Source organism: Stutzerimonas tarimensis (assembly GCF_042648805.1).
GTDB classification, from domain to species: Bacteria; Pseudomonadota; Gammaproteobacteria; order Pseudomonadales; family Pseudomonadaceae; genus Azomonas; species Azomonas tarimensis.
This window is the reverse complement of sequence record NZ_JBHRXZ010000022.1, coordinates 564,039-577,774: the sequence shown is the minus strand read 5'-3', so window position 1 is coordinate 577,774 and position 13,736 is coordinate 564,039. Positions and strand designations below refer to the sequence as shown.

General features: G+C 67.0%; 13 protein-coding genes. All 13 read left to right on the top strand.

The features are described from left to right. The first annotated feature begins 83 nt into the window (after positions 1–83). Positions 84–1,118, top strand: coding sequence for an ABC transporter ATP-binding protein (locus ACFOMF_RS18395; protein WP_449342991.1), 1,035 nt, complete (start codon positions 84–86; stop codon positions 1,116–1,118). Next, positions 1,115–2,260 (top strand): ABC transporter permease, encoded by a 1,146-nt coding sequence (locus ACFOMF_RS11835; RefSeq protein WP_386365040.1) that lies wholly within the window; start codon positions 1,115–1,117, stop codon positions 2,258–2,260. The genes ACFOMF_RS18395 and ACFOMF_RS11835 overlap by 4 nt, the downstream gene beginning before the upstream one ends. A gap of 5 nt (positions 2,261–2,265) precedes the next feature. Continuing rightward, positions 2,266–3,384, top strand: a complete 1,119-nt coding sequence (locus ACFOMF_RS11830) for an ABC transporter permease (protein WP_386365038.1) — start codon at positions 2,266–2,268, stop codon at positions 3,382–3,384. 13 nt (positions 3,385–3,397) lie between these two features. Beyond that, positions 3,398–4,885 carry an efflux transporter outer membrane subunit gene (locus tag ACFOMF_RS11825; protein WP_386365036.1) on the top strand — a complete coding sequence of 496 codons (1,488 nt, stop codon included), beginning with the start codon at positions 3,398–3,400 and terminating at the stop codon, positions 4,883–4,885. A 41-nt stretch (positions 4,886–4,926) separates the two neighbouring features. Next, positions 4,927–5,871 carry a LysR family transcriptional regulator gene (locus ACFOMF_RS11820; protein ID WP_386365034.1) on the top strand — a complete coding sequence of 315 codons (945 nt, stop codon included), beginning with the start codon at positions 4,927–4,929 and terminating at the stop codon, positions 5,869–5,871. Beyond that, positions 5,868–6,131, top strand: coding sequence for an EexN family lipoprotein (locus ACFOMF_RS11815; protein WP_043550057.1), 264 nt, complete (start codon positions 5,868–5,870; stop codon positions 6,129–6,131). Before ACFOMF_RS11820 ends, ACFOMF_RS11815 begins: the two co-directional genes overlap by 4 nt. A 235-nt stretch (positions 6,132–6,366) precedes the next feature. Next, positions 6,367–8,367: a conjugal transfer protein TraG gene (locus ACFOMF_RS11810; protein WP_386365032.1), complete on the top strand. Its 2,001-nt coding sequence runs from the start codon at positions 6,367–6,369 to the stop codon at positions 8,365–8,367. Next, positions 8,364–8,840 carry a CopG family transcriptional regulator gene (locus ACFOMF_RS11805; protein ID WP_386365030.1) on the top strand — a complete coding sequence of 159 codons (477 nt, stop codon included), beginning with the start codon at positions 8,364–8,366 and terminating at the stop codon, positions 8,838–8,840. Before ACFOMF_RS11810 ends, ACFOMF_RS11805 begins: the two co-directional genes overlap by 4 nt. After that, on the top strand, positions 8,837–9,883 hold the full coding sequence (gene trbB / locus ACFOMF_RS11800; RefSeq protein WP_386365028.1) for a P-type conjugative transfer ATPase TrbB: 1,047 nt from the start codon (positions 8,837–8,839) through the stop codon (positions 9,881–9,883). Before ACFOMF_RS11805 ends, trbB begins: the two co-directional genes overlap by 4 nt. Continuing rightward, on the top strand, positions 9,880–10,263 hold the full coding sequence (locus tag ACFOMF_RS11795; protein WP_386365026.1) for a TrbC/VirB2 family protein: 384 nt from the start codon (positions 9,880–9,882) through the stop codon (positions 10,261–10,263). Before trbB ends, ACFOMF_RS11795 begins: the two co-directional genes overlap by 4 nt. Next, entirely contained in the window at positions 10,260–10,529 is a 270-nt protein-coding gene (locus ACFOMF_RS11790) for a VirB3 family type IV secretion system protein (RefSeq protein ID WP_104644398.1), read from the top strand. Before ACFOMF_RS11795 ends, ACFOMF_RS11790 begins: the two co-directional genes overlap by 4 nt. A 12-nt stretch (positions 10,530–10,541) precedes the next feature. Beyond that, positions 10,542–13,010: a conjugal transfer protein TrbE gene (gene trbE / locus ACFOMF_RS11785; RefSeq protein WP_386365024.1), complete on the top strand. Its 2,469-nt coding sequence runs from the start codon at positions 10,542–10,544 to the stop codon at positions 13,008–13,010. Continuing rightward, a complete protein-coding gene (gene trbJ, locus ACFOMF_RS11780) occupies positions 13,007–13,735 on the top strand; it encodes a P-type conjugative transfer protein TrbJ (protein WP_386365022.1) in 729 nt (242 codons plus the stop codon). Before trbE ends, trbJ begins: the two co-directional genes overlap by 4 nt. The last annotated feature ends 1 nt before the right edge of the window (position 13,736 follow it).

Genomic DNA, 13,736 nt, shown 5'->3' with positions numbered 1-13,736 from the left:
GCAAGGTGCTGGCCGAAGGCCGCCCGCAATCGCTGTGCGAACCGGCGGAGGGGCTGTGCCGCATCGCCACGCCGCCCGCCGGCATGCCGGCCCGCACGTTGCAGGCCCGCTTGCTGGATGCGGCCGCCAGCATCATCGACGCGGTGCCAGAGGGTGGCGAGGTTCGCTTCATCCAGCGACCGGATGCCGACCCGGCACGCATCCATGCGCTGCTGGGGGACGCCGCATGCAAGACCGTCCCGGCGCGGCTGGAGGATGGTGTGCTCACCCTGTTGAGGGCGCAGCAGCCAACCGAGGTGCCACACCTGCCGGACGAGCGCGGCAGCGGCCATCCGCCAGAGCCTGACGACCAGGCGCCCGCCATCGAAGTCCGCGACCTGGTGCGCCGTTTCGGGGACTTCACGGCCGTCGCCAGCACCACCTTCAGCGTGCGGCGCGGGGAAATCTTCGGTCTGCTCGGCCCCAATGGCGCGGGCAAGACCACGACCTTCCGCATGCTCTGCGGCCTGCTGCCGGCCAGCAGCGGCCATCTGCGCGTGGCGGGCGTGGACCTGCGCACCACGCGGGCGGCAGCGCGGCGGCGCATCGGCTACGTGTCGCAGAAGTTCGCGCTCTACGGCAATCTTTCCGTCGCCGAGAACCTGGCGTTCTTCGGCGGCGCCTATGGCCTGTCGGGCGCGGCCTTGCGCGAGCGCATCGCCACGCTGCTGCAGCAGTACGACCTGACGCAACAGGCCCATGCGCGCAGCGGCGACCTGCCGGGCGGTTACAAGCAGCGACTGGCGATGGCCGCTGCGCTGCTGCATGTGCCGGACATCCTGTTCCTGGACGAACCCACCAGCGGCATCGACCCGCTGGCCCGGCGTGCGTTCTGGCGCCGCATCACCGCATTGGCGGCGGCGGGCACCACCATCGTCGTTACCACCCATTTCATGGAGGAAGCCGAATACTGCGACCGCATCGTGATCCAGGACGCGGGCACGCTGCTCGCCATCGGCACGCCGCACGACGTGCGCCAACGCGCGGGCGACGGCGGCGCGGCCGACATGAACGCGGCCTTCATCGCCGTCGTCGAGCAGGCGCGCGCACAGCTTCGGCATGTGGAAGCGGTGTCATGAGCGGACAGGCGCATGCATCGCACGGCAGCTTCCGCCGACGGCTTGCGGCGCTGACCCGCAAGGAGTTCCGCCAGTTGCTGCGCGATCCGAGCAACCTGGCCATCGGCATCGTGCTGCCCATCGTGCTGATCCTGATCTTCGGCTACGGGCTGTCGCTGGACACGCGCAACGCCCCCTTGGCCGTGGTGCTGGAAGATGCCTCGCCCACGGCGCGCGACGTGGTGGCGGGCCTGGCCGGTTCGCCCTATCTGTCGCCGACCTGGGTCAACACCTTTCCCGAGGCCGAGCAACTTCTGCGCGAACGCCGGGTCGATGGCATCGTGCGCGTGCCGGCCGACTTCTCCCGCCGGCTCGCAGCGGGTGATGGCCGGATTCAACTGCTGCTGCACGGCACCGACGCCAACAGTGCGGCCACGCTGGGGCGCTACGTCAACGGCGCCATCGCCCACTGGCAACAGCAGCAGGCCGACCGCCTGGGCCGGGCCGGTGCGCCGCCGGGCGTTCGGGTGGTCGAGCGCATGTGGTTCAACGCCGCCAACACCAGCACCTGGTATCTGGTGCCGGGGTTGATCGCACTGATCATGACCCTGGTGGGCGCCTTCCTGACGGCGCTGGTGGTGGCGCGGGAATGGGAGCGCGGCACGCTCGAAGCGCTGTTCGTCACGCCGGTGCGCTCGATGGAAATCCTGCTGGCCAAGCTCATCCCGTATTTCGCGGTCGGCATGCTCGGGCTGGCGCTGTGCCTGTTGGCGGCGCGGCTGCTGTTCCAGGTGCCGCTGCACGGTTCGCTGACCGTGCTGCTGGTCAGTTCGACGCTCTACCTGTTCGTGGCGCTGGGCATGGGCCTGCTGATCTCCGCCGCCACGCGCAACCAGTTCCTGGCCAGCCAGATCGTGGTGCTGGCCAGCTTCCTGCCGGCGCTGATGCTCTCGGGCTTCCTGTTCGACCTGCGCAACGTGCCCGCGCCGGTGCGGGTGGTGGGCTCCATCCTGCCGGCGACCTGGTTCATGGAACTGATCAAGACCTCGTTCCTGGCCGGCGACCACTGGCCGCTGATCGCGCGGAACTGGGCGGTGCTGGCCGGCTATGCCGTGCTCCTCTTCAACGCGGCACGACTGCGCACGCGCAAGCGCCTGGACTGACGGAGATGGAGACCTTCATCGCCTTCATCCGCCGCATCGGCTTTCTCTGCCGCAAGGAACTGCTGGCCATTCTTAAAGATCCGGCCAACCGGGTGATCCTGATCGCGCCGGTCCTGGTGCAGACCATGATGTTCGGCTACGGCGCCACCTACGACCTCAACCACGTCCCCTATGCGGTGCTCGACCAGAGCCGCAGCGCGGCGTCCACCGAGCTGATCGCCCGCTTCGACGCCGCCGGCGTGTTCCGGCATGTCGCCACGCTGCGCACGCCCGCCGAGATCGCGAAGGTCATCGACGGCAGCCAGGCCCTGATGGTGCTGCACATCGCACCCGACTTCGCCGAGCGTATCGCCGCAGGCCAGGACGCGCCAGCGCAACTGGTGCTCGACGGCCGCAACTCGACCACGGCGGGCATGGCGGCCGGGCACGTCGCCGCGCTGGTGGCTGACTACAACGCCCGCCTGCCGGGCGCCATGCTGTCCCCGGTACGGATCGAGACGCGGGCCTGGTTCAACCCGAACCTGGAGACGCGCTGGAATATCGTGCCGGGCCTGATCGCGGCGCTGAGCATGATCCAGACACTGATTCTGGCGGCGCTGTCGGTGGCGCGCGAGCGCGAACAGGGCACCTTCGACCAGTTACTGGTCACGCCGCTGACGCCCACCGACATTCTGATCGGCAAGGCGCTGCCGGCGGTGCTGGTCGGCGTGATCCAGGCCAGCCTGATCCTTGCCATCGCGCTGTTCTGGTTCCGCATCCCGATGGCGGGCGCAGTGTCCACGCTTTACCTCGGGCTGCTGGTGTTCACCACGGCCTGCGTGGGCATCGGCCTGTCGGTCTCCGCGCTGTCGGCCAACATGCAGCAGGCGATGGTCTACGCCTTCGTGCTGATGATGCCGCTGATCCTGCTCTCGGGCCTGATTACGCCGGTGCGCAACATGCCCGATGGCTTGCAGGTCGCCACCTACGCCAATCCGCTGCGCTTCGCCATCGATCTGGTGCGCCGCGTGTACCTGGAAGGCGCGGGTCTGGCCGACGTGGCCGCCGACTTCATTCCCATGCTGGCCGTGGCCGCCGTCACCTTGCCGCTGGCCGCGTGGCTGTTCCGCAACCGCTTTGCCTGACGGGAGCCATGCCATGATCTTCCTTTCCCTTCGCCCATTGGTTCCTAGCCTGCTGGCCCTGGCGCTGACCGGGTGCGCAGTCGGCCCCGACTTCAGACCCGCGCCCGTCCCAGCGCCGGATGATTGGTCTTCCTGGCGCAGCGGCGGGGCCGAGGTCGTTGGGCCGGCCGGCTCGCCAGGGTCGCCTTCGGCACAATGGTGGCGCGTCTTCGGCGACGCCACGCTAGACCACTTGCAGCAGCGTGCCCTGGAAGCCAGTCCCGACTTGCAGACTGCCGCGCTGCGCTATGCCCAGGCTCGCGTGCAACGCCAGACGGTGGCAGCACAGCGCGGGCCGGCTGTCGGGATCGAGGCCGGCGCATCCCGCCAGCGCACCAGCGAGTACGCCGCCAACTACCGCGTCCTGGATCAATTGGCTGGCGGCAACCGCGACGCCCTGGCCGAAGCGCTGGGCGAACCCTACACCTTCTATCAGGCTGGCTTCGACGCGAGCTGGGAACTAGACCTGTGGGGCCGCGTGCGGCGCTCGGTAGAAGCGGCCGATGCCGACATCGACGCCTCGGCCGCCTTGCTCGACGCCGCGCGCCTGAGCATCGCCAGTGAGCTGGCACGCAGCTACTTCGAGTTGCGCACCACACAGCGGCTGATCGGGTTGGCTCGCGACGATATCGAAGCATTGCAGGCCCGGCTCGAACTGATCCAGGCGCAGGTGCGCCACGGCCTGGGCAGCGACCTGGACACAGAAGGCCAGCGCACGCAACTGGCAGGGCTGCGTGCGCAGCTTCCTGGCCTGTTGGAACAGGAAGTTCAGGGCGTCAACCGTATCGGCCTGCTGTTGGGCACCCGGCCTGGAGAACTGCGGCAGATGCTGGCCGCATCCAAAGCGCCTGACGAGACGCAGCCCATGCCGGACTACGCCCTGGGCCTGCCATCCGAACTTGTACGCCGCCGACCGGATATCCGCGCCGCCGAGGCCCGGCTGCATCGGGCGACCGCCGAGATCGGTATTGCCCAAGCCAGCCTGTACCCCGGCATTCGCCTGGGCGCGCACTTTGGCTCCGAATCCTATGACAGCGGACGCTTCGGTGAATGGGGCACGCGCGCATGGTCGATCGGCCCCAGCCTGGATCTGCCCATCTTCGACAGCGGACGACGGCGCTCCACCGTCAGACTGCGCGAGTTGCAGCAGCAGGAAGCCGCCATCACCTGGCAGCAGACCGTGTTGAAGGCATGGCATGAAGTGGATGACGCTTTGAGCGGTTACGCCACCGAACAGCAGGCGCAGCGCCGGTGGCAGCAAAAGACGGATAGCAGTGCCCAAGCCTACGCCTGGGCGCAGGCCCGCTATCGCGGTGGCCTGGAGGATTTTGCAACCGTACTCGATGCCCAGCGCACTTGGTTGCAGGCCCGCCGCGAACAGGTTGCCAGCGACGGCCGCTTGCGGGAGCGGTTTGTCGCCATCCACAAGGCCATCGGCGGCGGCGATGTTGCAGGGCAGTAGCTCGCTGCCAAGGCTGATGTTCTGACAATGCAGAGGACACGATGGAACTAAGACACCTTCGCTGCTTCCTGGCCGTTGCCGAAGAACTGCACTTCGCCCGTGCGGCCGAGCGGCTGCATATCGAGCAATCGCCGCTATCGCGTGCCATAAAGGAACTGGAGGAAGAACTGGGCGTGGTGCTGTTCGCCCGTACCACGCGCAGCACGCGCCTAACCCGCGCGGGCAGGCTGTTTCTCGATCACGTCCCGCGCGTCTTCGCCGCCTTGCAGCAGGCGCGCGACAGCGTGAAGGCGGCCGCCAACGGTTTCCACGGCCAGTTGCGCATCGCGCTGTCCGACGGCATCACGCCATCGCGCTTGCCAGCCTTACTGGCACTGTGCCGGCAAGAGGAGCCAGAAGTCGAAATCCGCTTCTTCGAGGTGCCGCTGGCACAACAGATCAAGGGGCTGCATGACGATCTGTACGACGTGGGTTTTGCCCGTGCCGATGAGGTCGGCGATGGCATCGTCGCCTTGCCCGTCTGGAACGATCCTCTGATGGTAGCCGTGCCGGCACGGCATCCGTTGCTGGCCCACAAGCGCATTCCATTGGAAGAACTGCTGCGCTATCCGCTGGTGCTGTGCGATCCGCAGGCGTGCGAGGGTCATTGCCGGCAGGTTGATCGTGTGCTGCGCCGTTTGGACATGGAACCACTGGTCGCCGAACGGGTGGCATCCTGCGACCTGATGATGGCACTGGTTTCCGCAGGCTTTGCACTGGGCCTGACCGGCGCCGCACATATCGCGGCCAGCCAGGAACAGGGCGTCGTCGCGCGGCCGCTGGTCGGTCGCTCGCCGATGCTCACGACCTATTTGCTGCGCCTGGATGGCGAACCTTCGGAAACGCTGGTCCGTTTCGTCGAGCGCGTGCAGGCCATCGACTCCCCCGAAGTCGCCAGACCTGCGCCAGGTCATATTCCTGATCCCCCCGAGGAACCCAAATCATGAAGAAGGCAATGCCGCTCTTGCTGGCCGTGGTGCTGACTGCCTGCGGCCCATCCGAAACGCCCAAGCAGACGAACGTGCCGACCGTTGAAGAACTGGCGTCCGATCCTGTGCGCCTGAAAGAGCTGCGCCAACAGTGCAAGACCGATCGTGCCACGCTGGGCGACGCGCTGTGTAACCGGGTGGCCGAAGCCACGCGCAAGCGGTTCTATGGTGATGGCGATACGCCCTACACACCGCCGAAGGAGCCGCCCAATTTCTGATTGCGTTCGATCCGCCACGAAACTTCCATTTTTCTGCTCGACACGCCGCAACGCGCCTTCGCTTGCGGCGTTTTTCCTTGGCTCGATGCAGTTCTAATTCTTTCCAATTACTCGACCTTTCTTCCGATAACGGTCTTTGACCGGCACCGACCCGGCACTGATCCTCACGTCATGCGGCACGTCCTTGTGCCGTTCTCGAACGAGGAATCAGCGCAGGAAAATCGGAGGTCAGTCTATGCAAGGTCAGGGCGTGTTGTTCGGGCAGATCGCCGCCGTCTTCGGCATCGTGATCGCCGGTGTGTGGGGTGCCACGCAATGGACAGCCGCCGCATTGGGCTATCAGCTACGCCTTGGCTCGCCCTGGTTCGATTTCTTCGGCACGCCGGTTTACTACCCGTGGAAGCTGTTCGAGTGGTGGTTCTTCTTCGATGCCTACGCGCCGCATGTCTTCGACATAGGCGGCGCGATTGCGGGCGGCAGCGGCCTTCTGGCCGTGGTGGTCGCCATCGCCATGTCGGTATGGCGCTCGCGACAGTCGCGCCTCGTCACGACCTACGGCTCGGCGCGCTGGGCTGATACCGCCGACATCCGCAAGGCTGGGCTGACCCAACCGGCCGGGGTCTTCCTCGGCCTGCATCGCGACCAATACCTGCGCCACGAAGGCCCGGAACACGTCTTGACCTTTGCGCCGACCCGCAGCGGCAAAGGCGTCGGCCTGGTCGTGCCGACCTTATTGAGCTGGCCTGCATCCGTCGTCGTCCACGACATCAAAGGAGAAAACTGGACACTCACCGCAGGCTGGCGCTCGCGGTTCAGCCATTGCCTGCTGTTCAACCCCACCGATGCGAAGTCGGCAGCCTACAACCCGCTGCTGGAAGTTCGGCGCGGCGCGCATGAAGTGCGCGACGTGCAGAACGTGGCGGACATTCTGGTCGATCCCGATGGCGCGCTCGAACGCAGGAACCATTGGGAAAAGACCAGTCACGCGCTGCTGGTCGGCGCCATCCTGCATGTGCTCTATGCCGGCACCGACAAAACCCTGCGCGGGGTGGCGAATTTCCTGTCCGATCCGGCGTGCCCGTTCGAGCTGACGCTGCACCGGATGATGACGACCAAGCACCTGGGCGATGCACCGCATCCCGTCGTCGCATCCGCCGCCCGCGAGGTGCTCAACAAGTCGGACAACGAGCGTTCCGGCGTGTTGAGCACCGCCATGTCGTTTCTCGGCCTGTACCGTGATCCGACCGTCGCCGCAGTCACGTCGCGCTGCGACTGGCGCATCGCCGACCTGATCGCGTCCGCATCTCCTGTGTCGTTGTATCTGGTGGTGCCGCCTTCGGACATCAGCCGCACCAAGCCGCTGATCCGGTTGATCCTCAACCAGATCGGACGGCGGCTTACGGAATCGCTCGACGGCTCCGACGGTATCGAGCGCCGTCACAAGCTGCTGCTGATGCTGGACGAGTTCCCCGCGCTGGGCCGGCTGGACTTCTTCGAGACGGCACTGGCCTTCATGGCGGGCTACGGCATCCGCAGCTTCCTCATCGCGCAGTCGCTCAACCAGATCGACAAGGCGTATGGCCAGAACCACTCCATCCTCGACAACTGCCACGTCCGGGTGACGTTCGCCACGAACGACGAACGCACAGCGAAACGGATCTCCGAAACGCTGGGCACCGCCACCGAGCTGCGCGCGCAGCGGAACTACGCCGGCCACCGGCTCGCGCCGTGGCTGGGCCACCTCATGGTGTCGCGCCAGGAAACGGCGCGGCCGCTGCTGACGCCGGGCGAAGTGATGCAGCTTCCGCCCGATGAATCCGTGGTGATGGTGTCCAGCGTCGCACCGATCAAGGCGAAGAAGCTGCGCTACTACGCGGACGCCAATTTCAAGCGGCGCGTGCTGCCGCCGCCCGTGCTGGCGGCAGCACGCTATGCCGACGCACCACCAGCCCGCGCCGACGACTGGAGCGGCTTGGCGATCCCGGCCGTACCCGCCGCACCGGCGACGGTATCCGCCGATGCCCTGGGCGGCCCCGATGACGGCGGCCCGCGCCGCCAGCCGGAGCTAACCGAAGTCACCGAATACAGCCCCGAACCGCTGTCCGCAGGCAACGACCTGGGGCTGCTCGATGACGACGACGACTTGCCGCTGCCGCTTCCCGGCCAGCTCGACCCGGCCATGCAGCGCACGGCCCGGCTGGCATCGCTGAACCCCAACGACGGAATCGACCTATGAGCCAGTACCGCCTCAATCTGTTCATCCAGCACGAACACGCCAAACGCCTCGACGAACTGGCCGCCAAGAAAGGCGTGTCGAAGTCCAGCATCGTTGCCGCCGCCCTGGCGTCCTGGCTGTCTCCTGACGCGGGCGATCAGCGCGAGGCCGCCATTGCCAAGCGGCTGGATCGCCTGTCGCGGCAGACCGAACGCCTGGAGCGCGACCAGAACATCCAGATCGAGACACTGGCGCTGTTCATCCGCTACTTCCTGACCGTCAGCACGCCAGTGCCCGAGGCGCATCAGGACGCAGCCCGCGCCCAAGGCAAGGCACGCTTCGAGCAGTTCGTTGAACAGCTCGGCCGCCATCTGCTACGTGGCCGCAGCCTGGTGCGCGACGTGGTGGAAGAACTGCATCCCGACCCGATGCGGATGGATGACGCGGGGGCGCTGGCCGAAGCCCATGAACGTGCTGCGGAGCGTGCCTCATGAACGCCGTTCCGCAGATGCCGTCCGAGCCGCGTTCGTCGGCCGCGACTTCGCTGGATCGCCGTATCCAGATGCTGCGCACGGCAATGGGGCCGCTGATCGCCACCGCGCTGGAAGACCCGGACGTGGTGGAAATCATGCTCAACCCCGACCGCACCCTATGGGTGGATCGGCTGTCGTCGGGCCGCTCGCCGCTGGGCGTGGAGCTGCCCGAGGCCGATGGCGAACGCATCATCCGCCTGGTCGCGGCCCACGTCGGCGCGGAAGTGCATCGCGGCCAGCCGCTGCTGACTGCCGAGCTGCCCGAGACGGGCGAACGCTTCGAGGGCATCTTGCCGCCGGCCGCACCGGGGCCGGCGTTCGCGCTGCGCAAGCGCGCCGTGAGCATCATCGGCCTGGATCGCTATGTGGCCGACGGCATCCTGACCGCCGGCCAGGCGGACTTCCTGCGCCGCGCCGTGCGCGAGCGGCAGAACGTCCTGATCGCGGGCGGCACCAGCACCGGCAAGACCACCTTGGCGAATGCGCTGCTGGCCGAGATCGCCGCCACTGGCGACCGCGTGCTGGTGCTCGAAGACACCATCGAGCTGCAATGCGCGGCGCGTGACCATGTGCCGCTGCGCACCCGCGCGGGCGTGGTGTCGATGCACGAGCTGGTGCGCGCCACGATGCGCCTGCGACCCGACCGCGTGATCGTGGGCGAGGTGCGCGGCGGCGAAGCCCTCGACCTCATCAAGGTGTGGGGCACCGGCCATCCGGGCGGCATCGCCACGATCCACGCCGGTTCCGCGCTGGGCGCGCTGCTGCGCCTCGAACAGTTGATTCTCGAAGTGGCGGTGAACCCGCCACGGGCGCTGATCGCCGAGGCGGTCAACGTCGTCATCCACATCGCCGGCCGTGGCCGCAAGCGCCACGTCAAAAGCATTGCTCGCCTCAATGGCTTCGACGCTGCCGGCTACCGCCTGGCGGACGCGCTGGAAACGCCGTTTCCCGCGCTGGCGCCGCCTTCTTCCCCGTCCCCTGACCACCCTGGAGAACTGCCATGACGCAGATGAACGCTGTCGCTTTCCGTTTTTCCGTAAATCCGGCCTCAATCCTTGCGCGCCTGTGGCGCCTGGCCGCGCCGGCACACCACGGCCTGCTGCTGGCCGCCGTCATGCTGATGACGGCCGGCACGGCGAAGGCCGCCGGTTCCTCGATGCCGTGGGAAGGCCCGCTGCAATCCATCCTCGATTCCATCCAGGGGCCGGTGGCGCGCATCGTCGCGGTCATCATCATCATCGCCACGGGTCTGGCGCTCGCTTTCGGCGACACGTCGGGCGGCTTCCGAAAGCTCATCCAGATCGTGTTCGGGTTGAGCATCGCGTTCGCCGCGTCCTCGTTCTTCCTGTCGTTCTTCAGCTTCTCCGGCGGGGCCGTCGTATGAGCACGGCCAGCGATCTTCCGGGCTTCGAGGTGCCGCTGCATCGCTCGCTGACCGAGCCGATCCTCATGGGCGGTGCGCCGCGCACCGTGGCGATTGCCAACGGCACGCTGGCCGCCGCCGTCGGGCTGGGCCTGCAACTGTGGATTCCTGGTGCGGTGCTGTGGATCGTCGGTCATTCGCTGGCGGTCTGGGGCGCGCGCGTCGATCCGCAGTTCATGCAGGTCTTCGCCCGGCACATCAAGCACAAGCCGCTGCTCGACGTGTAGGGGGATGCCGCGATGCTGAACCTTGCCGAATACCGCCAGCGCCCGGCCTTGCTCGCTGACTGGCTGCCGTGGGCCGGGCTGGTCGCGCCCGGCGTCGTTTTGAACAAGGACGGCAGTTTCCAGCGCACGGCACGATTCCGCGGCCCCGATCTGGACAGCGCCACGCAAGGCGAGTTGATCGCCGCGTCTGCACGGCTCAACAACGCGCTGCGCCGGCTGGGTTCTGGCTGGGCCTTGTTCATCGAGGCAGAGCGCCAATCCGCCGCCGACTATCCGCATTCCGACTTCCCCGAACCGTTGTCCTGGCTCGTCGATGAAGAACGCCGCGCCGCCTTCGAGGAATCGGGCCATCACTTCGAGAGCGCCTATCACCTGACGGTGGCTTTCCTGCCGCCGGAGGAATCCCGCGCCCGCGCCGCCAAGCTGCTCTACGAGAACTCGCCCGGCGATGGCGTGGATTGGGACGGCCGCCTCGATGCCTTCGTGGCGGAAACCGATCGCGTGTTCGACCTGCTCGACGGCGTGATGCCGGAAATCGCCTGGCTGGACGACAGCCAGACGCTGACCTACCTGCACGCGACCGTCTCGACGCGGCGCTATCGCATCGGCGTCCCCGAAGTGCCTTTCCATCTGGACGCGCTGCTGGCCGACTCCGCGCTCGTCGGTGGCCTGGCGCCCACGCTGGGCGACCAGCACCTGCGTGTGGTGTCGGTGCGCGGCTTTCCGACCTCGACCTGGCCGGGCCTGCTGGACGACCTCAACCGGCTGGGCTTTGGCTACCGCTGGAGCACGCGCTTTCTTTGCATGGACAAGGCCGAAGCGGAAAAGGAACTCGGTCGCCTGCGTCGCCAGTGGTTTGCGAAACGGAAGAACGTCGTCGCGCTGCTGCGCGAAACCATCTTCCAGCAGGAAAGCCCGCTGGTCGATACAGACGCCAGCAACAAGGCGGCCGACGCCGATGCCGCCTTGCAGGAGCTGGGCAGCGATCAAGTTGCTTTCGGCTACCTCACTGCCACGGTGACAGTGCTCGACGCCGACCCGGACGCAGCCGATGAAAAACTGCGCATGGTGGAGCGCGTCATCCAGGGCCGGGGCTTCGTGACCATCCCCGAAACGCTCAACGCGGTCGATGCCTGGCTGTCGTCCATCCCCGGCAACGCCTATGCGAATGTGCGCCAGCCTATCGTTTCCACGTTGAACCTGGCGCACATGATGCCGCTGTCTGCGGTATGGGCCGGCCCGGAGAAGAACGACCACCTCGACGGCCCGCCGCTGATCGTCACCCGCACCGATGGCGCGACGCCGTTCCGGCTGCCGCTGCACATCGGCGATGTGGGCCATACGCTCGTGGCCGGGCCGACAGGCATGGGCAAGTCGGTCTTGCTCGCCATCCTGGCGATGCAGTTCCGACGCTACTTCGGCTCGCGCATCTTCGCCTTCGACATGGGGCGCTCGATGCGCGCCACCATTCTCGGGCTGGGCGGCGAGCACTACGACTTTGGGGCCGATGGCGCAGGCCGTGCAGACGGCTCCGCCGTGGCCTTTCAGCCGCTCGTCCGCATCGAGCAGGAGGGCTACCGCACCTGGGCGGCCGAATGGGTGGAAGGCCGTCTGCTACATGAAGGTGTGACCGTCGGCCCGGACGAGAAAGCGGCCATCTGGTCGGCGCTGGGGAGCTTGGCCGGTGCGCCGGTGGAACAGCGCACGATGACGGGGCTTTCCGTGCTGCTGCAATCGAATGCGCTGCGGCAGGCGCTCTCGCCTTATGTGCTCGGCGGTGCCCACGGCAAGCTGCTGGACTCGGACGCCGACCGCCTGGGTGCCGGCGACGTGCAGGGTTTCGAGATGGAAGAACTGATGCACAGCCCTGCCGCCGTGCAAGCGGTGCTGCGCTACCTGTTCGCCCGCTTCGACGAACGCTTCGACGGCGCACCCACACTGCTGATTCTCGATGAAGCGTGGCTGTTCCTCGATGAGCCGTCCTTCGCCGCACGTATCCGGCAATGGCTCAAGACGCTGCGCAAGAAGAACGTCAGCGTCATCTTCGCCACGCAGAGCCTGGCGGACATCAAGGATTCGACCATCGCCCCGGCGATCATCGAGAGCTGCGCGAGCCGGATTTTCCTGCCCAACCCGCAGGCCACCGAGCCGCAGATTCGCACGATCTACGAGGGTTTCGGCCTCAACAGCCGGCAGATCGAAATCGTCGCCACCGCGCAGCCCAAGCAGGACTACTACTACCAATCGCGCCTGGGCAATCGCCTGTTCGACCTCGACTTGGGGCCAGTGGCGCTCGCCTTCGCGGGCGCATCCACGCCGCAAGACCAACGCGACATCGACCGCGTGCTGATGCAGGCCGGAGCTTCCAGCTTCGCCGGTGCGTGGCTGCGCCATCGCGGCCTCGATTGGGCCGCCGACCTGCTGCCGTCCTCGCCGGCGGCGGCTTCCTTCCTGTCCCCACCACCGGAGAACCAACCATGAAAAAGCGTCTTCTCGCCGCCACCGTGGCGGCCATGCTCTGCACCGCTTCCACCGTCCAGGCGCAGTGGGTCGTGGTCGATCCCACCAACCTCGTGCAGAACACGTTGACGGCAATCCGCACGATGGAGCAGATCAACAACCAGATTCAGCAGCTCCAGAACGAAGCGCAGATGCTGATGAACCAGGCGCGCAACCTGGCGAATCTGGACTTCAACATCGTCAACCGCCTGCGCTCCACGCTCGCCACCACCGAACGCCTGATCGCCGAGGCGCAGGGGCTCGCCTACGACGTGCAGAACCTCGATCGTGATTTCGCACGGTTGTACCCGGAGCAGTACGCGGCCACCGTCAGCGGCGATCAGATGTTCCGCGATGCCCGCGAGCGGTGGAAGAACACGCTCGACGGCCTGCACACCGCGATGCGGATGCAGGCACAGGTGTCGCAGAACCTGGCGCAAGACGAAAGCGCACTGGCCGACCTCGTGAGCCAGAGCCAGTCCGCGACCGGCGCGCTGCAAGCGATGCAGGCGACGAACCAGCTTCTGGCCTTGCAGGCCAAGCAGTCGATTCAGTCGCAGCAGCTCCAGATCACGCAAGACCGCGCGGCCTCGCTCGAACTGGCGCGGCAGGCGGCGGCCACCGAGCGCGCCCGCGAAGTGCGGCGGCGCTTCCTGGGTGAAGGCACGCCGTACACGCCACACCGCGTGGATTTCTACGGCAACTGAC

Excerpts from the sequence above, each read along its gene's own strand:
- ACFOMF_RS18395 (WP_449342991.1), top strand. The coding sequence starts at position 84 with ATGCCGGCCCGCACGTTGCAGGCCCGCTTGCTGGATGCGGCCGCCAGC.
- ACFOMF_RS11835 (WP_386365040.1), top strand. The coding sequence starts at position 1,115 with ATGAGCGGACAGGCGCATGCATCGCACGGCAGCTTCCGCCGACGGCTT.
- ACFOMF_RS11830 (WP_386365038.1), top strand. The coding sequence starts at position 2,266 with ATGGAGACCTTCATCGCCTTCATCCGCCGCATCGGCTTTCTCTGCCGC.
- ACFOMF_RS11825 (WP_386365036.1), top strand. The coding sequence starts at position 3,398 with ATGATCTTCCTTTCCCTTCGCCCATTGGTTCCTAGCCTGCTGGCCCTG.
- ACFOMF_RS11820 (WP_386365034.1), top strand. The coding sequence starts at position 4,927 with ATGGAACTAAGACACCTTCGCTGCTTCCTGGCCGTTGCCGAAGAACTG.
- ACFOMF_RS11815 (WP_043550057.1), top strand. The coding sequence starts at position 5,868 with ATGAAGAAGGCAATGCCGCTCTTGCTGGCCGTGGTGCTGACTGCCTGC.
- ACFOMF_RS11810 (WP_386365032.1), top strand. The coding sequence starts at position 6,367 with ATGCAAGGTCAGGGCGTGTTGTTCGGGCAGATCGCCGCCGTCTTCGGC.
- ACFOMF_RS11805 (WP_386365030.1), top strand. The coding sequence starts at position 8,364 with ATGAGCCAGTACCGCCTCAATCTGTTCATCCAGCACGAACACGCCAAA.
- trbB (WP_386365028.1), top strand. The coding sequence starts at position 8,837 with ATGAACGCCGTTCCGCAGATGCCGTCCGAGCCGCGTTCGTCGGCCGCG.
- ACFOMF_RS11795 (WP_386365026.1), top strand. The coding sequence starts at position 9,880 with ATGACGCAGATGAACGCTGTCGCTTTCCGTTTTTCCGTAAATCCGGCC.
- ACFOMF_RS11790 (WP_104644398.1), top strand. The coding sequence starts at position 10,260 with ATGAGCACGGCCAGCGATCTTCCGGGCTTCGAGGTGCCGCTGCATCGC.
- trbE (WP_386365024.1), top strand. The coding sequence starts at position 10,542 with ATGCTGAACCTTGCCGAATACCGCCAGCGCCCGGCCTTGCTCGCTGAC.
- trbJ (WP_386365022.1), top strand. The coding sequence starts at position 13,007 with ATGAAAAAGCGTCTTCTCGCCGCCACCGTGGCGGCCATGCTCTGCACC.